Genomic DNA, 24,407 nt, shown 5'->3' with positions numbered 1-24,407 from the left:
TTTATTTTGAGGGATGTATTATTTGGGATAATTTTTCAAGACCTTCTACAAGCCTTGGCCCCTGTAACTGAAGTAAGTCCTTATCTATTTCATAAACCCTTCCTTCTTTAACAGCAGTAAGCTCCTTGTAGCCATTTGCCTTCATAAGACTTTCTTTAGTCCCATCTTCATTTGAACATATTAAAATGTCAGGATCCTTTTCTATGAGTCCTTCAAGACTATATTTCCATCCCTCTATATCATCTGCAGCATTTCTACCTCCTGCCATTTCAATCATGCTTCCTATAAAAGTATCTCCTCCAGCTGTAAAATCTCCCCCATCACCAAATCCTACTACATAATAGATATCCTTTTCATCTAAATCTTTGACTCTTTTTATTACATTTTCAACTCTGTTTTTCATATCTGATATAATAAGATTAGCTTTGTCCTTTTCATTAAATACTTGACCAACCTTCTCCATTACTTCATACACACCATCAAAGCTTTCTTCTCCATAAAATACAACTACCTTTATACCCGCTTCTTCTAATTTTTCCAAAACAGCCTTTTCAAAATGTGTTGAAGCTATAACTAAATCTGGCTTTAAGTCAATAATTTTTTCAATATTAGGGTTTTGAAGTCCTCCAATTGATTCAATATTTTCAACTTCCTGTGGATAATTGCAATAATCCGTTCTACCTACTAATCTATCCTCTACCTCTAGTACAAAAATAGTTTCGGTTATGCTAGGCGCTACAGATATCACCCTCATGGGCTCACTTTCTATTGTAACTTCCCTATTATATGAATCTATAACTTTAATTGGATATGTATCATTTTCTGTTCCTGAAACTATGGGTTTTTTATCTTCCTTAATTTGCCCACTACAGGCTGAAAATGATAATATTAAAACAATTATTATGGATAATAAAATTATTCTATTCTTCTTATTAAACATTTTAATCTACCTCCATGGATAAATGCTTTCAATAACGCATTTGTAATTGTAAGCTATAAATATTTAAATCCTTCTTTTTGTGTTATAAATATTTGAGGAAATTGCATACTACATGTGAAGAATTTCAAAATACAAAAGCCCTTTCCTCCAATGAAGGTAAGAGCTTTTAATTCAAATTCCATAGCATACTACTATAAGTCTATTCCAATATATGCATATTCCCTTTCATCGGAAGGTTGGTGCGTAAATGCTTAGACAGGTCTCCTGACTTATGGATCATAGCATTTCTTCGCCTTCCCATCAAAAACTCAACTCTATCAATAATATAGCAAATAAAAATAGTAATTAATGTCCCAATTAAATAAGCTTAGAGTTGAATATTAGACAGTGGCACATTGAAGGTACTCCCCATTCACAGTGGCCGGACCGCTCTGGACTTTCACCAGATTCCCTTTTAATCCTTAAATTTAGGAATCTAAGCAATATAAATATTCATTTTTAATATGTCTCTTCACCATGAATTATAGACTTATAAAGGTTTTATGTCAAGGTTTTTATAAATACTTCATTCCAGTCATTAATATACTAAAGTTCACTGCATCTTTAAAAATCCTTAAATCTAGTCCTGTAATATTTTCTATCTTATTTAATCTATAAATTAACGTATTTCTATGTATATATAATTTTCTAGCTGTATCACTTATATTCAAACTATTTTCCAAAAACTTATCTGCAGTCAGTAAGAGTTCATTATCTGCTAATATTTCCTCTAAATTATAATCAGATGACTTAATTAAATCTTTTAATGAGTTAATATCCAATTTATCAATAACTATAGGCAAAAGTAAATCATCATAATCATATATTTTATTATTATTAATAAACTTCTTCCCTAGTTTTATTAATATATTTGCTCTTTTATAGGATTCATTAAGCTCAATTATATTTTGCACTGTAGTTCCTACACCAATTATAGGCTCGTAGAGAAGCTCTGAAAAAATAGTATCATAAATATTCCGTGGAATTTCATCATTATATTCATCATTTCCAATTATTTTTATAAATGCTAAAGTATTACCATCTAATCTTATAACTATTTCTTCTGGATATATATTGGAAATTATATTTTCAACATCATCTATATTATCCTCTGAAATTTTTATAAGAAAAACCTTTGCTTTAGAATTATATTGTATACCGAACTTACCAGAAAACTCCTTTATCTCGTCTTTACTAAATTCTTCAAATATAATTCCTTTAATAAAATCATCCTTGGTTAATTTTTTGAAATTTTCTGTTAAAAAAAGACCTATAACTTGTAATAATTTCTTATTTTTATATTCATTTCCTTTAATAGATATTATTAAAGTCTTACCATACTCAATAATAATTGGATAATATAGGGTGTTTTGTGCTGATAATATATTATTATTAATCTTTTTAAAATTAAATTTATTATCATATTCCCCTATTTTTTCAAAATTTGAACTTTCTATAATATATCCTTTATCATCCAAAAGATTTATTTCATCATCAACAATATTTAGAATTTTATTAAATAAAAATCGTATTTTTTTTATATCCATAATTAATCCACCCATTCGTTACCCAAAATGTCTGTGGTTCTTTTATATATAGTTTTATATTATTATAAAACTTGATGCATGCTTTAAGCAAAATCAAATAAATATCTTTGCTTATAGTTAAATAATTTCACACTTTATTTTAAGCATCATAAAAATTTCTATAGTCCTAGGAGTTTTTATGATGTTTAACTTTGCATTCTAATTCATTATATTTTAATTATATAATAAAAAATAACTTAAAATCATAAAAAGAAGAAGATATTTAAATATCTTCTTCTTTTTAAAAAACAATCTATCTCTATGCTCTACTCTCTGATCCAAACATCCTCATTTTCTCAGCGATAACTTCCTTCATTGCCTTTTTAGCTGGACCTACTATTTTCCTTGGATCATATACATCTGGATTTTCTTTTATAAACTCCTTTACTGCTTTGTGGAAGGCCATTCTAATATCGGTATCTATATTTATTTTGTTAATTCCAAGTTTAACTGCTTTCTTTATACTTTCCTCTGGAACTCCTGATGAACCATGTAAAACCAATGGCATATTAAGCCTTTCCTTTATAAGCTTTATCCTATCAAAGTCAAGCTTTGGCTCTCCTTTATATGGCCCATGGGCAGTACCAACTGCTATTGCCAAATAATCCACTCCCGTTTCTCTGACAAATCTTTCAGCTTCATCTGGGTCAGTAAAAGTAGCTTCTCTTTCATCTACTGCTATATCGTCTTCAACTCCACCAATTTTTCCAAGCTCTGCTTCAACAGAAACTCCTACAGCATGGGCCATATCAGCTATCTGTTTTGTTTTTCTTATGTTTTCATCAAGCTCATAGTGGGATGCATCTATCATTACTGATGTAAATCCATTTCTAAGACACATCATTATCTGTTTAAAATCTGTTCCATGGTCAAGATGAATTGCTACTGGAACTGATGAATTTTTTGCTGCAACCTTTGCCATAGCCGCTATATACTCTACTCCAGCATATTTTAATCCCCCTTGACTGGCCTGAATTATTACTGGAGATTTTGTTTCCTCTGCCGCTTCAATTATTGCATGTACCTGCTCCATATTATTTACATTAAAAGCTCCTACTGCATATCCTTTTTCATGTGCATCATTAAGTATTTCTTTTCCTGTAACTAACATATTATCCCACCCTTTATTTTAAATTTACATTATATAGATGTTCAACTAAAAAATTTAGATTCTTTTTTTTAATTCTTCTTGTAATTCTTCATATCCTGGCTTTCCAAGAAGTGCAAACATATTTCTCTTATAGCTTTCAACTCCAGGCTGATTAAATGGATTTACACCCAAGATGTATCCACTTATACCACATGCCTTTTCAAAGAAATATATTAATTTCCCAAAGTAGTATTCATCCATCTTTGGTATATTTATTATTAAATTTGGTACGCTTCCGTCCACGTGGGCAAAAAGTGTCCCAATAAAAGCCTTTTTATTTACATAGTCCATAGTTCTTCCACTTAAGTAATTCAAATCATCAAGATTAGCTTTATCCTCTATAATTTCTATATCTTCCTTCGCTCTTTCTATATTTAATACGGTTTCAAACAAATGTCTTGTACCATCCTGTAAATATTGTCCCATAGAATGCAAATCCGTTGAAAAATCAACTGCTGCTGGGAATATTCCCTTTCCATCCTTTCCTTCACTTTCTCCATAAAGTTGCTTCCACCATTCTGATATATAGTGAAGGGATGGTTCGTAATTCACCAATACTTCAATCGACTTTCCCCTATTGTAAAGAATATTCCTTATGGCTGCATATTGATAGCAGCAATTCTTGTGGATATCTTCTTCCATGTATTCTTGCCTTCCATCTTTGGCTCCTTCAATCATACTTTCTATATCTAAACCTGCAACAGCTATAGGTAACATACCCACAGGAGTAAATACTGAAAATCTTCCTCCTACATCATCGGGAATGATAAAGGTTTCATATCCTTCCTTGTTTGATAATTCCCTTAGTGCTCCCTTACTTTTATCTGTGGTAGCATATATTCTTTTCCTTGCTTCATTCTTGCCATATTTATCTTCCATATATGCCTTTAATATTCTAAATGCTATTGCTGGTTCTGTTGTTGTTCCAGATTTTGATATTATATTGATACTAATATCTTTTCCTTCTATAACTTCCATTAAATGCTTTAGATATGTACCACTAATATTATTCCCTACAAAAATAATATCCGGTCCATTTTTTCTGTCTTTAGAAAGCATATTGTAAAAGGAATGGCATAAAGCTTCTATTGCTGCCCGAGCCCCTAGATATGAGCCACCTATACCTACTACTAAGAATACATCTGTGTCATTCCTTATTTTTTGAGCAGCTTTTTTTATTCTTTCAAATTCATACTTGTCATAATTCACAGGATAGTCAATCCAACCTAAAAAGTCCTTTCCTGCACCTGTTTTTTCATGGAGCTTCTTGTGGGCTGCTAAAACTATTTCTCTTGCATTTTCAATTTCATGTTTTTCTAAAAATGAATTAGAATAATCAAATGAAATATTTGACATGATACACCTCCTAATATTATTTTATAAAATTATCTCATGTAATTATTATAATGGAAAAGTAGAAAAATATTAACTAATTTTTCTACTTTTCCATTATATTAGAATATCGCATTTTCAGTCTCTTTGTCAAATATATGAATTTTATCCATATCAAAGCATATATCAATGGTTTCATCAATCTCGGGATTAAATGTTGGTTTAACTCTGGCAATAAATTTTTTTACATCAAGATCAAGATATAAATATGTCTCTGATCCCAATTGTTCTTTAACCTCAACCTTAGTGCTTATAAATGTACTTTGTTGATCGCAGTCAGATTTGTTTTTTATATTTTCCGGTCTTACACCTAATATCACTTCTTTATTTATTTGTTTATTTTGACGTAATATATCAGCTTTATCCTTTGGTAATTTTACTAAATTATTTTTAAACTTAAAAACTACTTCTCCATCTTCTTCATAAATTTCTCCATCTAGAAAATTCATTTGAGGACTGCCAATAAATCCTGCTACAAATATATTTGACGGATAATTGTATATAGTTTGGGGATCTGCTACCTGTTGTACTATTCCATCATTCATAACAACAATTCTTGTTCCCATTGTCATGGCTTCTGTCTGATCATGGGTTACATATATAATTGTCGTTTTAAGTTTTTGATGAAGTTTGCTAAGCTCTGCCCTCATCTGTACTCTAAGTTTTGCATCAAGGTTTGATAAAGGTTCATCCATTAGAAACACCTTAGGCTCCCTAACTATAGCCCTTCCCAATGCTACCCTTTGCCTTTGTCCACCTGATAACTGCTTGGGTTTTCTTTTTAATAGATCTTCTATTCCTAATATTTTCGCAGCAGCTTCTACTTTTTCCTTTATATCAGCCTTTGGAACTTTTCTCATTTTTAGCCCAAATGCCATATTATCATAAACCGTCATATGAGGATACAGTGCATAGTTTTGAAATACCATGGCAATATCCCTATCCTTTGGAGCAACGTTATTCACCAAATTTTCTCCAATATATAGCTCTCCCGATGATATTTCTTCTAGTCCAGCTATCATTCTCAAAGTAGTAGATTTTCCACACCCCGATGGCCCCACAAATATAATAAACTCCTTATCTTCTATTTCTAAATCAAAATCCTTTACTGCATGAAATCCATTAGGATATATTTTGTTAATTTTATTCAAAGTTAGTCCTGACATATTGTTTTTCTCCCCTTTTATCTTTTATAATTTATTTTAAATAAACTTTAGGGAAATATTAAAACTCCCCCTATAGGAACTAACACAACAACTTACTTTAATTTTACTATATAAACTAAATCTAATATATTGACAAAGCTTACAAAGATATTGGTAAGGATTGTACAATTTACACAACTAAATTAAAACTTAAGTTTTAATGTTTAAATCATATATATTACGTAATAGATACAACCTCAAAAGAATATAATGTTTAAGAAGCAATTATACAATTTTTGTAAAATTAAGGAGTTGAATGTATGTTTTTTGAAAAGGAAATTAATGAATTAGTTAACTCAATTAGTAAAACAAATGAATTTAAAGAATTTAAAAAAGCTAAAGCCAATATCAATAAATATCCAGACTTAAAAGAAGAGTTAGAAGATTTTCAAAAAAAACAAATAGACCTATATAATATGAATATGAGAGGTGAAAAAAACGATTGGCTTACATCAGATTTAAATAGAAGCTTTAAAAAACTTTCTAAATTTCCTGAGATACATAAACTACTTAGTTCAGGAAAAGAATTCAATGACATGATGTTTAAGCTATATAAAACAATAAACGATTTATTAAACTCACAATTCGAGAAGTAATATTTGGGCAAATTGCATATGAGAATATCATATATAAAAAAGGTTCCTGTCTTTCTACTTAAACAGGAACCTTTCAAATATTTTTATTAATCCATTTTTATCTCATGGGAAACATTGGATTCATATTACCCATTGAGCCCATTGCAGGATTCATATTCCCCATTGGACCCATTGCAGGATTCATTAGTCCCATGTCATACATATTATTCATTTGCTGCATAGATTGATCATCTTCCATAGGATACATTTCATTCATGGGATACATTGCTCCCATCGTAAACATATCATTCATTGGCTGCATTAACCCCATTTGCTGCATACAAGCCATGGCACACATTGAAGCCATTGCACACATTGAAGCCATTACTGACATCGGATCCATTGGATACATACCATGCATTGGTGGCATTGGTGGCATTGGCATAATATTTTCCATGGGCATAATATTCTCCATAGGTCTAATATTCTCCATAGGTCTAATATTTTCTGTAGGTCTAATATTTTCCGCAGGTCTAATATTTTCCATAGGCATCATTTCACCATAGTCATTGTTGTGATTACAACATTTCTCCATTTACAAATCACCTCTTGATATATTCTAATTTTTAATGGATTTCACGTTCAATACCATAATATGTATAAAATACATTAATGTGAAAATAATTTGCAGAAAAGATAATTGTATAAATTAAATTGGGGACAATTATACGACAATTGAGGAAATTGCATAACTCTAATTTGGCTGGGTTGCATAATATATATGGTATGGCTTTGAAGATTTTAAAACTATATGTAGTAGATAATCTTTTTGGAAGGTAATTATGCAATTTGCTCAATTATGCAATTCCATTAAATATTTGAAAATTATATATATAAGTATTATTATTGAATAAAGATAAGATTAATATTGGGAGATGCTTATGAGGAAAAAAATTTTTAGATTACTAATTATTTTTATATTAGGAACTACTATTATTTTAAATACACCCTTATGGTTTCCAATAAGGAGTTATATAACTATGTTCTTTTATAGTAAGCTCCATGAAAAAGAAAGTTTAATGAATAAAAATAATATAAAGCTTCATATCCCTGGAGGATTAACCACAAAAGATAGGGATTGGTATCCCTTTGTCATGACTTTTAATGATGATATAGGTTTTTCAAAATATGCAGATGAAAGTCTTTCATTAACTATTCTATATAATTTTGGAGGCTTTAATCTAAAGGATGGTGCTTCCTCATATTTTAATCCAAATTCTAAGTATTTTAGTAGTTTTTATGGAGGTTATCTAGTTAAAAAAAATGAGTCTGCAGCCCCTCCCTTTGGTTTTTCCGGTAACGGAAAGATTAACTTAGATGAAATTGCTTTGGTACCTAAATATGATCAGGAGAAATTAGTACTAAGTAGCTTTGGCTGTCTAGAGAAAAAAATGGTATTTGATGTTTTAGTAGATAGTATTCAATATAATGTCAATTATATTAATCATCAAAATTGGATTAAGGTAGACTCTACAATTAGAACCAACAGTCCTATACATAAATTCAAGAAGAAATATATTTCCTATATTCAATATGGAAGACCTATAGATAAATACTATAATAATGAAGACTTTCCTATTATAAATTTAAAGGGAAGGACTTATGTAAAGTATCTAGAAAACTATGATATATCAATATTTTTGTACATTTTAGCTCCTACTGCCAATTTAATTGAAGAATGGGATGAAGAGTTTTTATCGAAAACAATATTAGATACTAAAAGATAAAATATTGAGGAGGAAACTTATGAAAATTGCAGTAATAGATGCTCAAGGAGCAGGATTAGGAAAAACTGTCATTAAAAAAATTAGAAAAGAAATTGGTTTGAATATTCATATAACAGCATTAGGTACCAACCCAACAGCTACATCTAATATGTTAAAGGCTGGGGCAAATCATGGCTTAACCGGTGAAAATTCCATTTGTAATTTTTGTAACACAAATAGTTTAGACTCTATAATAGGACCTATTGGAATAATTTGCAGCGGTGGAATCAAAGGAGAAATTACTTCATCAATTTCACAGTCAGTATTCAATTTAAACTGTACAAAATATATTATTCCCATGCAAAAGCATGGAATTTATATCCCTGGAACTATAAATTTAAAAATTAAAAATATAATAGAAGAAATTGTTTCTGACATTAAAAAAAATATTGAAAAACTCTCTTAAATACAGCAATAATCTTGAGAGTATATTAAGCTTTCAAGATTATTTATTATTTATAAATTAGTATCTAAGTTCACAATTATCTTCAATAAAGATAGTGAGCTCCTCCATTAAGTCAATAACTTTAAACCCTACATGAAAACTTCCTTCACTATTAAAAATGATTCTTACCTTTGGTCTGGTTGGATTATTTCTATTATTTTCAACTACTAAACCTTTTTCTCCTGTGTTTAAAAGAACTCCTGTCCCTTGAGGGTATATTGCAATATTTTTGATAAAATGTTTGTATATTTCTAAATCTAATTCCGATATTGTTTTAGACGATAAAAGCTCTAAAGCCTTATATACCGGCATTCGTTCTCTATAGACTCTATCAGATGTCAATGCCTCAAACATGTCGCATATTGATACAATTCTTACATACTTGTTTAATTTATCTCCCTTTATTCTAAGAGGATATCCACTACCATCTAACCTTTCATGATGCATTAATATAATGGTTTTTATTATAGCAGAAACATCTGAATCCTCTTTAACCATTTCATAACCATATATAGTATGTCTTTTTATAACTTCAAATTCTTCATCAGATAGCTGACCAGGCTTATTAATAATTTCAGAGGTGACATTAGAATATCCTATATCATGCATTAACGCTCCCATTCCAATATCTACTATTTGTTTTTCATTTAATCCTAAAGTTCTCGCTGTCATTATAGTCAATACTGCAACATTAACACAATGATTATAAGTTGCAAGATCTTTACTCATTATCTCCACCATATTAAATAAGCTTCCATTATTTTCTTTCAAATTATTCATTATTCCATATATAGTATTTTTAATATCTTTATTTGATCTATTACAAAAATTTCTACTTTTATTTTTTTTTGTACTCATATTATCAAAGACTTTTCTTATTGTTTCAACAGCCTGAACCTTAACTTCAAGATCAATAGCATCTTCAACTTCTATTCCATCGGATATTTCATCATCTATATAGACAGCAGGGATATTTTTCTTTTGTAAATTTTTTATATAACTACTAGTTAATATTACTCCTCCATGCAATAGTTTTTCACCATCTTTTCCATAAACAGGTTTCGCTAATTCCATTCCAGGTTTTAAAGATTTTGAATACACAATTCTCATAATATCACCTTTATTTATGTTATTTTAAGGAAATTGCATAATTGCCTCTTATAAAAAACTAAATACTATTATATTTAAAATCTCCAGAGCATTACCATATATATTATGCAATTGTTACAAATTTCAATTATACAATCATCTGAGAAACTTGCATAATTTACATTATTAATTTTAAAATGCAATATGTAGATAACTGGCCTGACTTTCTCTACTATATTTTGTATTTTAAAATTCTTTACATGTATTATGCAATTTCCTCATCTAATTATTTAGAACTTAGATTACTAATAATTTTATACTTACAAGGAAGCAAATTGAAAAGTTGATTCATATATCTTTAAAAAATAAAAGCATAGATATTTTACGATATACGAATTAGAATATAGCATCGTTTCATTATAAAAAGACATCTATGATTTCCACAGATGCCTTTTGTGATTAAATACTTATAACTCACAAGATCAACAAAAAAACTTCGCTACAGTATTTTTCATTCATTCGGCAGTCTGTCGATCATAGAACAATTATTCCTTAGACACATGACTTTGCGTCCTTATCTTTCAATAAGTTTGCCTTATCGTGATTATATTATTAAAAACCGTATAATTGAATCATTGTTTATAAACCTTAGACTTATCTTACTACACATTTATTTAATATTCAATAGATTTATATACATATTTCTCTGATTTTCGACATTTTTAAAATCAATTATAGCTCAAAGGTTCAATAAAATACTTGTAAAAATTCAAAATCTTTTAACCTAGAATGAAAAATTATACATAAAGAATAAATATATACCTATTTATTCTCCTTCTATATACTCTTAGGTTCTTGACTTAAAGACTTACTTACTATTAGTAAGGCCAGAGCCACAGCAGTAACTCCTGCCACTAACTTTCCAACAACCATAGGGAATATCATTTCCTTTGCAACTCCTGCTGTAAAACCAAGATGGTCCCCAAATACAAAGGATGCACTAACTGCAAAAGCAACATTTATTATCTTACCTCTATCATCCATATCCTTCATTAAACCAAACATAGGTATGTTATTTGCTAAGGAAGCAACCATCCCAGCTGCTGCAACATCCCCCATCCCCAATAATTTACCTAGTTTTAGAAGTGGCTTTTTAAATATCTTTGTTATAAAATGTACCATTGGAAATGCACCCGCCAGCATTAATGCAATAGATCCAACAATTTCAATACCATCTGAAACAGGGGCCATACCAGGTATTACAACTATTCCCGTTAAGGTTTCAATAATTATTGCAGCTAAACCAATAGTTATTACAGCCACAACACCTTTACCAAATACTGTAAAACCCTTTATCATTTTTTCAGGTATTTTCCACAGTCCAAATGCCAGTAATAATGAGACAATAATAATAGGTACCAGATTGCTAAATATCATTGAAATTTCAAATCCAGCCACCAGTCCCCCTGCTAAACATCCAATAGGTATTGTTATAAGTCCTGCTAATATCCCAGTGGCTAAGAATCTATGATCCTCTTTTCTTATTATTCCAAGGGCCACAGGAATAGTAAATACAATAGTAGGCCCCATCATGGCACCTAAAATTAAACCTGCAAAAAGGCCTGCTTCAGGACTTTGTGCCAATTCTACAGCTAATGGATATCCCCCCATGTCATTTGCCAAAAGAGTTGTTGCAAACATTGCAGGATCTGCCCCTAAAGCCGTATAAACTGGAACAACAATGGGCTTTAATATTTTTGCCAATACTGGAGCCAAGGAAACAACTCCTACCATGGCCACTGCAAGGGATCCCATTGCCATAATTCCTTCATCAAATTTTTCACCCAACCCATATTTATTTCCAATAATTTTATCTATTGCACCTAATGCCATAAAGAATACCATTATATAAACAATAATTTCATTAATACTCATCGGTTCTCCCCCTTTAATCATTACTTTGAATTATTATAAAAGCAAATTACTATTCTTCCTTTGGCAAAATCCCTTCAACCTCCATATGAGGTCTTGGAATAACATGAACAGATATTAGTTCTCCTACTCTATCGGCAGCTGCAGCTCCTGCATCAGTAGCGGCTTTTACAGCTCCCACATCTCCCCTTACCATTACTGTTACCAGTCCTCCACCTATACGCTCTTTTCCTATAAGTGTAACATTTGCAGCCTTAACCATGGCGTCTGCTGCTTCAATAGAACCTACTAAACCCTTTGTTTCTACCATTCCCAAAGCTTTCATAATTGCCATTTTCATATCCTCCTTTATGAATTATTCATTTATTTTTGCTAAAATTTTCAAGGTTATTTCTTCAATAATTTCTGGCTTTGAAATACCAAATTCATTAATAAGTAAATCTCCAATTTTTTTTTCTGTTTTTACATCTTTCCTATTATTCTCTTCAGTAGATTCTCTCGTTTCTTCATCTAAGTTTTTTTGCCTTTCACCATAAATAATAGTAATTCCTTTATTTCTAAGTATATCTTTTATTCCAGGTGTTATGATCATGGATTTATCAACGTAAAACTTATTTTCTTCTACCAAAAAATCATCAATATTACTTTTTGTTATTAGCTTCTTCACTTTACACCTCCCGTTTACAACAATTCATTAAATAATTCCTTTCTTGGAGAAGGAATTACAACCTTACTAACTAACATACCAGTGTTTTTAGCTGATATTGCACCAGCTTCAACAGCTTCTGTTACTGAACTTACATCTCCCGTTAATGTGATGTATGACTTTCCACCTATTCCAAGACCTAATCTTACATCTATCAAGTCAATTAATGCCGATTTGGCTGCAGTATCAGCTGCCACAATAGAGGTGGCTATGCTGAAAAATTCTAATACTCCTAAAGACTTAAATTCATTAATATCAACTGTTCCATTAATTGCCTTTATTAACTGTGGATGAACATTGGAAAGAATTAGCTTATCCACAACAAATTCTCTACCAACCACATTCCCCACTTCAATAGAGGCTTTAACTGCTGCCACATCTCCAGAGATAAGAACAATATATTTCCCAGGACATATTGAATTGGCCTTAAGAAGATTCACCTCAGCAGCTTTTATCATAAAATCTGCCACTTCAATTCCCTTTGCAATGCTATTTAGTTCTATTAGTCCTATTGTTCTTATCATAAAATCACCTCATTATCTATCCTTTGAATAACTACACTATCGGATATTTTACATACCACTCCATCTATACTGGAATGTATATTGGCACCTAATTCTTCCATACTTACCTTTGCAATCATCTGTCCCCTTAAAACCCTATCCCCAATTGCCACAATAGGATTTGCCGAAACGCCAATATGCTGCCTTAAGTTAATAACAACCCTTGAAGCTTTTACTTCTAAGGCCTTTTCCATATTTTTATGCTGATATTTTTTCAAATTTAGCCTTGAAATCAATCTTGATACTGGTATTTTCCGATATTCCCTTATTTCTTTAGCTGTTATATCATTTCCATCTCTTTGATATCTTAACTTTTTATTTCTAAGTTGCTCCTTTATATATTTATTTACAATTCTAGGTGAGAGCCCCATTGGACAAACATATAATTCACAAATTCCACATTCGCAGCATATTAATGCTTCCTTCAATATTTCTTCTTCATTTTCTGACATTCCTAGGCTTCTCATTAGCCTATGGGGCCTAAGCTTGTGGCCAATAAGATACCTTGGACATAGTTCAGTACACATGGAACATTGAATACAAGCTGTTTTAGCCTGATTTATTATATGTTTAATTGGTGTCTGTGCCCTTTTCACAATATAGTGATCGCTGGGTACTAAAATAAGGGATCCCATTATCTTAGTTATGAATTCATTTTCTATCTCTGCTTTATGTACGATCCTCCCCATCATAGGGCCTCCAATTATTACAGAAAAATCATTCAAACTTGACCCTCCTGCAGCTTCTATACATTCCTTTATACTTATTCCTATAGGTACCTTTAATATTCCAGGGTTATTTATTTCTCCAATTAAGGTAATATATTTTTCTATTACAGGATTTCCATTTATAGCTTCAAAAATATTAACTAAGGTTCCTACATTAGATACAACTAAATTAACATCTAATGGTATCCCTCCTTCAGGCACAGATTTTCCTGTGATTTCATATACCAGTATCTGTTCATCTCCTGCCGGGTAAAAATTTTCTAATAGAAAAAGTTCAACATTTGAATTCAATTCTTTAATGGCATTTTCCAAATGCTTAATTTCATTTTTGTATTTTGATTTGAGGCTAATAATTAATTTTTCAGCTTCTATCATTCTTCCAACTTCATCCATTGCCCTAATTATTTCAGTACTTTTTGTTCTCATTAAAAATTTATCAGTTTCTAAAAGTGGTTCGCATTCTGCTCCATTAACAATCAAATACTTGACATTACAATTAAGTTTTATATGGGTAGGAAATCCTGCTCCCCCTGCTCCTACAATTCCTGCATTAAATATTTTCTCAATCAAGTCCACTTCCTCACCCCTATACTATTTCAAATTTCTTTATTCACTTCCACTTCATCAATAATCCCAACAACTGTTGCATCTATTGGAATCTCCGACTTATCAACGGCCTTTCTAGCAGAGCTTCCTCTAACGACTAAAACATTTTCACCAACTCCAGCACCAATACTATCAGCTGCCACAAAGGTTTGTAATTCTATATCTCTATAATAGTCTATAGGCTTTACAACCAGAAGCTTAAGTCCATTTAGACTCTCTTCTTTCCTTGTGGCCCAGACATTACCCACAACTCTACCAATGATCATAGGTACCTTCCTTTCTTGTATATGCTTCTACAAATTAATTCTCTTGATTTCTATTTCATTGGTTCTTATATAATCCTTTGCCAAGGGAGTAATTATTGATTTTTTATTTAAATATATAGTTTTATACCCTAAATCCCATATTCTCTTTATATCTCCTTCTGAAACGGCCTTTTTACTTATTGTTGCCTCAATCACATGAACTTTTTTTCCCTGATTTATATTTTTAAATGATTCCTGAACTAATTCTTTTTTTATATCCTTTACACATGTATTTTCAGATAAATAGAATAGTAATTCTTCTTTTTTCACAATATCTATACCAAAAGAGACTAGCCTGTCTTCATAGGATTTGAACAATTGAAAGAAATTCTCACTGGAAATATTTCTGAATTTCCTATAGTCTATCCCCTCTTCAATAACTACTACCTTCTTCCCGTGAAGAATAGAATCAATTACCACCTTAGATATTTGACTTTGCTCTAAACCAATTGCAATACTGCTCAAATCTTTAATGGATAAATTGGGAACTATAATATAATCTAATGAATCTATATCATCATCAACGAAAAAATCATCTAAAAATTTTATATTTTTATTTATCCCTATAATGTATTCATATTTATCTTTCTTTTCCTTGGATATTGAATCCAGTATTAAAATATTTCCTGACTTAACTTTAGCTTTTTGTAAATTTATAATATCTATTTTTTTTAAGACTTCTTTAGTTATGATTTTAACCAAGCTATCCATATCCATTAGTTTCACTTCCTTATATCCTACAATTCAAACAATTCACAGTTTTACCCTCTCTCATTCAAATAACAATTTCACATACAACGTCCTCCTGATATCCGGCAGCATTTCCTTCATCAAAGTCTATATGCATATTTAATTTATATTTACTGCTCACCCTTATAACAACGTCTTCAAAAACAACAGGTCTTTCACTATTTACTCGTACACTTACTCTTTGATTATCTCTAACATTAAATTTTTCTGCATCTTCTGGAGTCATATGAATATGTCTCTTTGCAATGATTACCGATTCTACAACCTTTATCACTGCATTATCTGTTGAAATATACAGGGATTCACTGCCATCTAAATCACCTGATTGTCTTATTGGAGGCTTAATTCCTAAGCTTATTGAATCCGTTTTTGATATCTCCACTTGAGTTCTTTCTCTAGGAGGGCCTAATATAGCTACTCCCCTCAATACTCCTTTCGGTCCTATAAGACTAACTCTCTCCTTATACTGAAACTGCCCCGGTTGAGATAGCTCCTTTTTCTTTGACATAATATAATTGGCTCCAAAGAGCTTTTCCATGTGCTTCTGGCTTAAATGAACATGCCTAGCTGATACTTCTAAAGGGATTGTCTTTCTATGATCAATGGTATCCATTACCCTTTTTACTATTTCTTTTATTATGTCTTCCTCCATGGTACCACCTCTTCTATTTATATAAGCCCGCTTTGTGCTTACACATCATAATATAAATACAACTACTCAATCTGTTAAGAGCTTTTATTATGTCTAGCCTTCTAATTTGAAATCCCTTTTTAAATGCATTAATGGCTGCTATCTCCACTTCTCTAACAGAACTTCTTAGTGAATTTAGCTCTATAATTATTACACCCATTTTATAATTAGGTAATATATGGTCTACTCCAAGAAATTTTTTTGGCTTATGGGATATCTCCCTTAGCTTCTGTTCATTTAAACCAATCAAATCACTTCTTTTAAAATTTTCATTTAAAACCTCAGCCCTTAAAATTTCCCTAATATAATTTAAAACCTCCTCAAGCTCTTGGTTTAATTTAGAAATATTTTTAGAATCCACTAATACCTGTAGTTTTAAAACCTGAGATTGAAGGCTATCTAACTTTCCTCTAAACACAATCCGTGGGTCGTCCTTATCAACCAGTTTATTTCCATAAATTTGGGTCATATGCTCTGGTTTTTCCTCAAATGCTCCTTGGGAATAATATGATATATATTTAGGAGCTATTTTTTTGTCTGAAATATTAGGTGATTTATAGAGATTTTCATTTATTTTAATGTCTTCATTATCTTCCTTTTGTTGTTTCTTTTCAGTAACCAGCTTAACTCTTTTTTCTCTTAAATACTGGCTTGCAGAAGGAGTAACTAGAGTATTAGATTTTACTATGTATTCTTCAGGTAATTTATTTTTAAACTCTCTACGAAGTATAGATTCTGTTAGAACCTTCATTACCTCACTCCTCATAGCTATTTAACAAATACCTTTGACAAGGTACTTGTGTACTTCTAAATTCTAGGTAACAAGTTCTAAGTCTTAAATCATTCTGCTGTGTAAAAACTTGTTCAAACTTTTAAAATCTCCTTAAGCTTTTTACTTAGAACTTTGAACTTAGAACTTTCACCTGTAATTATGTCAAATTTATACTTCTGTCTTTGGAAGTATTGATTCAACCTCACCATGGGGTCTTGGAATTACATGAACAGAAACAAGCTCACCAACTCTATCAGCCGCTGCAGCTCCCGCATCTGTGGCTGCTTTAACTGCTCCCACATCACCTCTAACCATAACCGTTACCAATCCTCCACCTACATGTACCTTTCCGATTAGTGTAACATTTGCTGCCTTTACCATAGCATCGGCTGCTTCCACGGAACCCACCAATCCTTTTGTTTCAATCATTCCCAATGCATTCATACTAGCCATTTATAATTCCTCCTTAAATTTATTGATATTTTTTTAACTCCTGTATTACCAGTTTACATATTGCTTCTATGTCCTTACTATTTATGACTTTACTATTTTCCTCCTTATTTTCATTAGGTCTTATACCTAAATCATCCAATTCATATGCCATTCTTCTTATATTTATTAAGTGTATTGGACCAACATTATCGGATGTAGCACTTCCACCAACAGCTCCACAGCCAAGGGTTAATGATGGATCAAGCCCTGTACTAAGACCTATTGCCCCTTGAGTAGATGGTGTATTGACTAATAATCTTGAAACAGGCTTTTTAAAAGCAAATTCCCTTATAACATCTTCATTACTTGAATATATAGTTAGTGTATGGCCCATTCCTCCGTTCTCAAGAAGTTCAAAACAAAGCTCACAGGCCTCAATCCAGTCTTGGACAGTATAAAAGGCTAATAATTGTGTTAACTTTTCTTTAGAAAATGGATAATGCTTTCCAACCCCCTCCTCTTCACACAGCAGTACCTTTGTACCTGAGGGTATGTCAATATCTGCCATACCAGCTATGCTTTGTGCAGACTTTCCAACAATTTTGGGATTCATCCCTCCTCCGGGTCTTTCCATGATTTTAACAACCTTCTCTAGCTTTTCACCTGTTAAAAAATATCCACCTTGTCTTCTCAGTTCTTTTTTAACCTCCTGGGCTATACATGCTTCTGTAACAATAGCCTGTTCCGAGGCACATACTGTTCCATTATCAAAGGTTTTACTGGCTAGTATTTTTTTTATGGCAAGTTCTATATCTGCGCTTCTTTCAATAAATACCGGTACATTTCCTGGACCAACACCTAAAGCTGGAGTTCCAGAACTATAAGCTGCTTTTACCATACCAGAACCTCCTGTGGCCAATATTAATGAAACATCTTCATGTTCCATTAATGCATTTGTTCCTTGGATAGTTGGAATACTTATACAGCTTATAAGTCCTTCTGGAGCTCCCATACTTATTGATGATTCCCTTAATATTTCAACTGTTTTTAAAATACAATTAATAGCGCTGGGATGGGGACTAAAAACAATGGCATTTCCGGATTTTAAGGCTATGAGAGTTTTATATATTACTGTTGAAGTAGGATTTGTTGAAGGTATTAATGCTCCTATAACTCCAATAGGTGTCCCTATTTCTACTATTTTTTTCTCTTTATCCTCATTGATAATTCCAAGGGTATTTAAATCCTTAATATGTTCATACACATTTTCACTGGCAAATCTGTTTTTTATAAGCTTATCTTGCCATTTCCCAAATCCAGTTTCTTCTACTGCCAGTTTAGCCAAATGTTCAGACTCTTTTAAAGCCTCCTTTGAAAGCTCCTTTAGTATTTTATTTATATAGTTATTAGTAAAATTAGCAAACTCTTTTTGAGCTTCCTTTGCCTTTTTAACTAAATCTCTGACTTCCTCAATAGACTGTAAATCTTTATACTTAATCATCCTCAGTTTCACCACCTTCACTAAAACAATTTGTTATGGCATCAATTAGTTCTATTTTTTTTGCCATTTTTATTTGACTTCTTTCCATGCTTATCCTCTGTATTTTTCTTGCTATTTTTCTAAGCTCTACAACCTTAAAACTTGCTAATCCCTCTTTATCATCCATTTTTACTAACTTATCCTTGTACTTTATAAGCTTCTCGGATGTATCTATAATTAATTCGTATGAATCTATTTTTCTTTTTTCTACATTGTAATTAGCCTTGCTTAGATTTTCATTTTTCTCTTTTTTAAATTCTCCAAGGATGTCATTGTCAGTGTCCTCTAATTTATCAGTCCCATTATCCTTATTGAAAGCAGTTTGATATATATCTTCTTCAAATATTTTTTCTAAACCCATAGCCGGTCTAGCTATAACATCTACTGATATAACCTTTCCAACCTTATTAGCTGCTGCTTTTCCAACATCTATAGATGCTTCAACTGCACTGACATTGCCTTTGATTTTGATAGTTACAAGCCCTCCCCTTATAAACTCTAAACCTATTATTTCTACATCAGCTGCCTTTAAACATGAATCTGCCGCTTCAATTGCTCCTATATATCCATAGGTTTCGATTAAACCCAATGCCTTTTTATTCATTTTTTCACCATCTAGCTTCAATACTTAGTTGGATTATCCGCAACAAATTTAACGGCTTCTGCAAAGGCATCACAGGCTGCTTTACATGCTGACTGACTTCCCGTCAATAGTCCTCCGCCAAAGTTTGTTTCTGAAGGTGGACCAAAAAACTGAGCCATCTTTACATCAGCTGACTTTAAAGCAGCATCTAAGGCATACATTGCTTCTATTGGAGGTGCAATAAGATAGGCTAATGGTTCTCCCTCTTTTATTCCTGCAGTTTCAGATAAATAGGAGCCTGTTCTTGAAATACAATGGGCATAATATGCTATCGTATCATCATCATTGGCACTATAAAAACATCCATCATTTTCAATGAAATCTATGGCTGCATTTATTCCACTTCTAACCTCTGCTGGATTAGGTCCTGAAAGAATTCCTATGAATTCACCTGCTAATTTAGTATTGGCATTGGCAGCTCCACCGTAAAAGGATTTTGCATATACAACCTTTACATCAGCTTTTTTTGTTGCTTCATCTATAGCTGTATATCCTACATCATCGCAATCTGTAGTAATCATTCCTATGCTCCTATGTCCCTGGGGAAGATCAAATTCTTTGCCCATGTCTACATCTATATTAGGAATTAATTTTACACTAAGTAATGTAGTACGCAATGGATCATTTCTCATGGTCTTACCTCCTCTTCTATAACTTAAGATTTAATCCGCTTGCCCTTTGATCAAGCATCTTCTTAATTACATCAGCAATATGTGCACCTGCCTCAACAGCTGCTGTGCCTCCTTGATGAATATTTGAAACTACTGTTCTATTTGATTCCGGCATTCCTACTGTAGATTTATATGCCATATAGCAGCTCATACTTTCACCGGTTGCAAGTCCGGGTCTTTCTCCTATTAAAACTACTGTTACTTCTGCATCTAATATTTCAGAAACAGCATCCATTGCAGGTACCCTACCATGTTTAACAAAAAAAGGTGTGCCCACGCTTATACCATATCCCTTTAGCCCTTGAATTATTGCTAAATAAGTATCTTTAGCATTTTCTTCAACAGCTGTTGAGCTCAGTCCATCTGATATATATATTTGAACCCTAGGATTTTTTTGACATCTTTCCAATATTAGCTTTCTTGTATCTTCATTAAATCTTCTCCCAAGATCTGGTCTAGTCAAAAATTCATCCTTATCCCTACACACAGTAGATACAGAAAATAAATTCATACTCTTCAAGAAATCTTCAGAAACATATGTAAATACTGCATCCTGTGCTATTGCATGATCTGCTCTAAACCTTAATAAGGTTTCAGTTTTATATCTTGGTCCTGCTCTCCATATTCCAACACGTGCAGGAGTGTTTTCTTTAAACTTTAGATATCCATCTTTGTTCTTTGGATTTGGAACCATAAGCTGATTTTTAATATCAGTATCAGTAATATCTGGAATCCACTCATCTTCACATCCATCATTATATGAATCATCTGCTCCAGAAATTTCTTTTAATTCCCTATCCTCATCCTTAATATTCATTTCATTTAAAACTTGCTCTATTATATTTTTAATATCTTTTTCAGAAATCACATTTTTCCCCCCTTATGATTTATTTCATAAATATTGATGCATCACCGGCTATTTCAGTTAACTTACCATTTTTATAAATCCCCATTTTTTCTAGCCATTCTTCAAATTCCTTAATTGGCCTTAAGTTTAATAAATCCCTTAATGCTGGAGCATCATGATATCCTGCACATTGATAATTGAGCATTATATCATCACCTGCTGGAACTCCTATAATATAATTACAGCCTGCCGCTGCCAATAGTACACCTAGATTTTCAATGTCGTTTTGGTCGGCTTTCATATGATTTGTATAACAAACATCACACCCCATAGATATGCCTGTCAATTTACCCATGAAATGATCTTCAAGGCCTGCTCTAATAACCTGCCTACTATCATACAAATATTCCGGTCCTATAAAACCAACAACTGTATTCACTAAAAAAGGACTGAACTTCTTAGCAAAACCATAGCATCTAGCTTCTAAGGTTACCTGGTCCACCCCATGATGGGCTTCCGATGATAATTCTGAACCCTGACCTGTTTCAAAATACATAACATTTGGACCTGTTGAGGTACCTTCTTTAAGTACCAATTCCCGGGCCTCATTAAGTAGCTTTGCCGTAACTCCAAAGGCTTCATTTCCCTTTTCAGTCCCAGCAATACTTTGAAATATTAAATCAGAAGGTGCTCCTTTCTTTATTGCTTCCATTTGGGTAGTAACATGGCCTAAAACGCAGTTTTGAGTTGGAATTTTCCATTTCTGCTTGAATTCTTCAAACATTTTTAAAACATTTGAAGCATTGTCAACTGTATCATTAACGGGATTAAGGCCAATAACTGCATCACCTACTCCATAGCTTAACCCCTCCATTATAGAGATCATTATTCCATCCAAATCATCGGTAGTATGATTTGGCTGCAATCTTATTGACAAGGTCCCCGGTAAACCAATAGTAGTATTACAATGGGCTGTTATACGTATTTTACTTGCTCCATAAATCAAATCTAAGTTTGACATTAGCTTTGCCACTGCTGCCACCATTTCACTGGTTAAGCCTCTGCTGATTCTTCTAATATCTACACCTGTAGTTTCATTATTCAATATCCATTCCCTTAATTCTGAAACAGTCCAATTCCTTATCTCTTTATATATTTTTTCATTTACTCCATCCTGTATAACTCTTGTTACTTCATCCTCTTCATAGGGTACTGCTGGATTGTTTCTTAAATCTCCCAATGTAAGATTGCTCAACACTTCTTTTGCAGCTATCATTTCAGTCACCGACTCAGCTTGTATCCCTGCCAGACTATCCCCAGATTTTTCTTCATTTGCCTTTGCTAAAACTTCATTTACATCCTTAAATTGATAAACTGTTCCAAAGAGCTTAGTTTTAAGTCTCATTTTTTCTCCCCTTTCTTATTATGGATATGTGACTGAGAAACTAAATAAAGGGAAGTAGACCCAGAGTAAGTTAGTTTCTTTATCACATATCTCAATTCCCTTATTTATGGCTAAATAGTAATGTCTTTACTACTACAGGAACTACCTTTCCATTTGCTATAGATTTGCCAATATCTACATAATCTCCATTTTCTACAGTCACTGAGTCTATACAAACAACATCCTTATTATGTGGTAGATAAGCTTTTATAGTCTGGCCTAAAACTTTAGCTATATCTTTTTCAACAATAATAATCAATGGTGCTTTTATATGAAGAATTCCTTTCATCCCATCTATAATACATTTAGATAATTCCTGCACCCCATCGAAGCTAATATTTTTCACCCCCTTAATAGCCAATGCCACCTGCTGTTTGTCATTTTCTAATCTAAACCAGTTTACTTTATTTGCAATTCGTTCCTTCAATTGATTTAAGGGTAATTTTTCTTCTTCTTCATCAAGCTTAAGTATTGGAATATTCTTAAGCGGCAGGACATTTTCATCAATAGTTATAGTACTGCCGCTAATGTCTGTTGTATGGGATCCTGCCCCTACAACTGTTGCTCTAATGGTTTCAGCTGCCTTTAATATATTTTTTTTCTTTACTATATTTGAATCCTTAATCGACTGACCTAATATAATTCCAATATCACCATATTTGAAAAAATTCTCCACATTCTTTTCATATATGCAGTCAGCCACACCACCTGAAAAAGAAACATAATCTATATCGTAATCTCTTCTCAAATCATTTCCTGTAAGCATCAGCTGAAGCTGAGGGGTCATAGCTCTGATACCTATGACTTCTTCTAAAATTTTAGACATTCTTGAAGTTATTTTTCTAAGATTTTCTAATGTCATTTTTTCACCTTCAAATATTTTAAGATTCATGCTTTCTGCCAATTTTTCTATTTTTGGTGCTATATAGATGCTTTCTAAAGTTTCTTTGTCTAATTTAATTAATCTCCCGCCAATATCAAGACAGGCAGTATCTATTACCTCTCCATTTTTAAATATCGCTATATTAGTTGTTCCTCCACCAATATCAAGATTTGCAATAACACAAGATTTTTCTTTTGAAATCTTAGCAGCATTTGCTCCTTTTCCAGCTATAATTCCTTCCAAACTAGGACCTGCCGTTGCCACTACAAAGTCCCCTGCCAATCCACTTAGTATATTTAAAACTTCCTCGGCATTTTCTTTCCTCGCTGTCTCTCCCGTTATGATTACTGCACCAGTCCCTACGTCCTTTGGACTAATATTTGCCTTCCTATATTCATTTTCCATTATTTTTCTAACTTTTTTTCCATTTATAGATGTTGGAGATGTTAATGGAGTAAAATAAATATCACTTTTATAAATGACTTCCTTATCAATAATCTTAATTCTAGGTACTGAAGCCATAGAGGCAGTGTTGTCTATTGTAATCCTACTGAAGACCAGCTGTGTAGTTGAAGTTCCTATATCAATTCCAACACTTAAAATATGTTCCTTCATTAATAAAGTCCTCCCTACAATCCTGCAATGTT

Annotated in this window: 25 protein-coding genes, 1 pseudogene and 2 riboswitches; of the genes and pseudogenes, 3 read left to right on the top strand and 23 right to left on the bottom strand. The window is 32.1% G+C overall.

Annotated features, from left to right (window positions below):
- Window position 1 precedes the first annotated feature (1 nt).
- From B5X81_RS01705 to B5X81_RS01685, 5 genes are all read right to left on the bottom strand, one after another.
- Entirely contained in the window at window positions 2–940 is a 939-nt protein-coding gene (locus B5X81_RS01705; protein WP_079488868.1) for an ABC transporter substrate-binding protein, read from the bottom strand.
- A gap of 237 nt (window positions 941–1,177) precedes the next feature.
- Window positions 1,178–1,434, bottom strand: a riboswitch (cobalamin riboswitch).
- A gap of 60 nt (window positions 1,435–1,494) precedes the next feature.
- Window positions 1,495–2,526, bottom strand: coding sequence for a PucR family transcriptional regulator (locus B5X81_RS01700; RefSeq protein ID WP_170917233.1), 1,032 nt, complete (start codon window positions 2,524–2,526; stop codon window positions 1,495–1,497).
- Between the two features lie 298 nt (window positions 2,527–2,824).
- Window positions 2,825–3,676, bottom strand: coding sequence for a class II fructose-1,6-bisphosphate aldolase (locus B5X81_RS01695; RefSeq protein WP_079488865.1), 852 nt, complete (start codon window positions 3,674–3,676; stop codon window positions 2,825–2,827).
- A 54-nt stretch (window positions 3,677–3,730) separates the two neighbouring features.
- A complete protein-coding gene (locus B5X81_RS01690; protein ID WP_079488864.1) occupies window positions 3,731–5,071 on the bottom strand; it encodes a glucose-6-phosphate isomerase in 1,341 nt (446 codons plus the stop codon).
- Window positions 5,072–5,169: 98 nt separating this feature from the next.
- Window positions 5,170–6,273 (bottom strand): ABC transporter ATP-binding protein, encoded by a 1,104-nt coding sequence (locus B5X81_RS01685; RefSeq protein ID WP_079488862.1) that lies wholly within the window; start codon window positions 6,271–6,273, stop codon window positions 5,170–5,172.
- A 299-nt stretch (window positions 6,274–6,572) separates the two neighbouring features.
- Here B5X81_RS01685 and B5X81_RS01680 point away from each other — a divergent pair, with 299 nt between their 5' ends.
- Window positions 6,573–6,908, top strand: a complete 336-nt coding sequence (locus B5X81_RS01680; RefSeq protein WP_079488861.1) for a YlbF family regulator — start codon at window positions 6,573–6,575, stop codon at window positions 6,906–6,908.
- A gap of 97 nt (window positions 6,909–7,005) precedes the next feature.
- On the opposite strand, the gene B5X81_RS01675 is transcribed toward B5X81_RS01680, so the two are convergent.
- Entirely contained in the window at window positions 7,006–7,482 is a 477-nt protein-coding gene (locus tag B5X81_RS01675) for a hypothetical protein (protein ID WP_079488859.1), read from the bottom strand.
- 346 nt (window positions 7,483–7,828) lie between these two features.
- Here B5X81_RS01675 and B5X81_RS01670 point away from each other — a divergent pair, with 346 nt between their 5' ends.
- Both B5X81_RS01670 and B5X81_RS01665 read left to right on the top strand, forming a co-directional pair.
- Window positions 7,829–8,674 carry a hypothetical protein gene (locus B5X81_RS01670; protein WP_079488858.1) on the top strand — a complete coding sequence of 282 codons (846 nt, stop codon included), beginning with the start codon at window positions 7,829–7,831 and terminating at the stop codon, window positions 8,672–8,674.
- 19 nt (window positions 8,675–8,693) lie between these two features.
- Window positions 8,694–9,119, top strand: coding sequence for a DUF3842 family protein (locus tag B5X81_RS01665; protein ID WP_079488856.1), 426 nt, complete (start codon window positions 8,694–8,696; stop codon window positions 9,117–9,119).
- 57 nt (window positions 9,120–9,176) lie between these two features.
- Here the strand turns inward: B5X81_RS01665 and B5X81_RS01660 are convergent, their stop codons facing one another.
- The 17 genes and pseudogenes from B5X81_RS01660 to eutA form a co-directional block, all read right to left on the bottom strand.
- The gene (locus tag B5X81_RS01660) at window positions 9,177–10,232 is read right to left on the bottom strand and encodes an HD-GYP domain-containing protein (protein WP_208984959.1); all 1,056 of its coding nucleotides are present in this window, start codon (window positions 10,230–10,232) and stop codon (window positions 9,177–9,179) included.
- A gap of 533 nt (window positions 10,233–10,765) precedes the next feature.
- Window positions 10,766–10,852, bottom strand: a riboswitch (cyclic di-GMP riboswitch).
- 232 nt (window positions 10,853–11,084) lie between these two features.
- Window positions 11,085–12,182, bottom strand: a complete 1,098-nt coding sequence (eutH, locus tag B5X81_RS01655; protein ID WP_079488853.1) for an ethanolamine utilization protein EutH — start codon at window positions 12,180–12,182, stop codon at window positions 11,085–11,087.
- 49 nt (window positions 12,183–12,231) lie between these two features.
- A complete protein-coding gene (locus B5X81_RS01650; RefSeq protein ID WP_079488852.1) occupies window positions 12,232–12,513 on the bottom strand; it encodes a BMC domain-containing protein in 282 nt (93 codons plus the stop codon).
- A gap of 21 nt (window positions 12,514–12,534) precedes the next feature.
- Window positions 12,535–12,846 (bottom strand): hypothetical protein, encoded by a 312-nt coding sequence (locus B5X81_RS01645; protein ID WP_079488850.1) that lies wholly within the window; start codon window positions 12,844–12,846, stop codon window positions 12,535–12,537.
- A 14-nt stretch (window positions 12,847–12,860) separates the two neighbouring features.
- Entirely contained in the window at window positions 12,861–13,409 is a 549-nt protein-coding gene (locus B5X81_RS01640) for a BMC domain-containing protein (protein WP_079488849.1), read from the bottom strand.
- Entirely contained in the window at window positions 13,406–14,752 is a 1,347-nt protein-coding gene (locus tag B5X81_RS01635; RefSeq protein ID WP_079488847.1) for a 4Fe-4S dicluster domain-containing protein, read from the bottom strand. Before B5X81_RS01635 ends, B5X81_RS01640 begins: the two co-directional genes overlap by 4 nt.
- 20 nt (window positions 14,753–14,772) lie before the next feature.
- Entirely contained in the window at window positions 14,773–15,048 is a 276-nt protein-coding gene (locus B5X81_RS01630) for a EutN/CcmL family microcompartment protein (RefSeq protein ID WP_079488846.1), read from the bottom strand.
- Between the two features lie 27 nt (window positions 15,049–15,075).
- A complete protein-coding gene (locus B5X81_RS01625) occupies window positions 15,076–15,804 on the bottom strand; it encodes a hypothetical protein (protein WP_079488844.1) in 729 nt (242 codons plus the stop codon).
- A gap of 58 nt (window positions 15,805–15,862) precedes the next feature.
- On the bottom strand, window positions 15,863–16,489 hold the full coding sequence (pduL, locus tag B5X81_RS01620; protein ID WP_079488843.1) for a phosphate propanoyltransferase: 627 nt from the start codon (window positions 16,487–16,489) through the stop codon (window positions 15,863–15,865).
- 13 nt (window positions 16,490–16,502) lie between these two features.
- On the bottom strand, window positions 16,503–17,279 hold the full coding sequence (locus B5X81_RS01615; protein WP_079488841.1) for a cobalamin adenosyltransferase: 777 nt from the start codon (window positions 17,277–17,279) through the stop codon (window positions 16,503–16,505).
- A gap of 189 nt (window positions 17,280–17,468) precedes the next feature.
- Window positions 17,469–17,753: an ethanolamine utilization microcompartment protein EutM gene (eutM, locus tag B5X81_RS01610; RefSeq protein ID WP_079488840.1), complete on the bottom strand. Its 285-nt coding sequence runs from the start codon at window positions 17,751–17,753 to the stop codon at window positions 17,469–17,471.
- A 19-nt stretch (window positions 17,754–17,772) separates the two neighbouring features.
- The gene (locus B5X81_RS01605) at window positions 17,773–19,233 is read right to left on the bottom strand and encodes an acetaldehyde dehydrogenase (acetylating) (protein WP_079488838.1); all 1,461 of its coding nucleotides are present in this window, start codon (window positions 19,231–19,233) and stop codon (window positions 17,773–17,775) included.
- Window positions 19,234–19,606: 373 nt separating this feature from the next.
- Window positions 19,607–19,876 (bottom strand): annotated as a pseudogene (locus tag B5X81_RS28660) (BMC domain-containing protein); the annotation flags it as partial.
- 17 nt (window positions 19,877–19,893) lie between these two features.
- Window positions 19,894–20,547 carry an ethanolamine utilization microcompartment protein EutL gene (gene eutL, locus B5X81_RS01595; RefSeq protein WP_079488835.1) on the bottom strand — a complete coding sequence of 218 codons (654 nt, stop codon included), beginning with the start codon at window positions 20,545–20,547 and terminating at the stop codon, window positions 19,894–19,896.
- Between the two features lie 16 nt (window positions 20,548–20,563).
- The gene (gene eutC / locus B5X81_RS01590; RefSeq protein ID WP_079488834.1) at window positions 20,564–21,454 is read right to left on the bottom strand and encodes an ethanolamine ammonia-lyase subunit EutC; all 891 of its coding nucleotides are present in this window, start codon (window positions 21,452–21,454) and stop codon (window positions 20,564–20,566) included.
- 19 nt (window positions 21,455–21,473) lie between these two features.
- Window positions 21,474–22,838, bottom strand: a complete 1,365-nt coding sequence (locus tag B5X81_RS01585) for an ethanolamine ammonia-lyase subunit EutB (RefSeq protein ID WP_079488832.1) — start codon at window positions 22,836–22,838, stop codon at window positions 21,474–21,476.
- Window positions 22,839–22,938: 100 nt separating this feature from the next.
- Window positions 22,939–24,375 (bottom strand): ethanolamine ammonia-lyase reactivating factor EutA, encoded by a 1,437-nt coding sequence (gene eutA, locus B5X81_RS01580; RefSeq protein WP_079488830.1) that lies wholly within the window; start codon window positions 24,373–24,375, stop codon window positions 22,939–22,941.
- Window positions 24,376–24,407: the final 32 nt, after the last annotated feature.

It is taken from the genome of Maledivibacter halophilus (assembly GCF_900167445.1).
Taxonomy (GTDB): Bacteria; Bacillota; Clostridia; order Peptostreptococcales; family Caminicellaceae; genus Maledivibacter; species Maledivibacter halophilus.
This window is presented reverse-complemented; position numbering and strand designations above follow the sequence as displayed.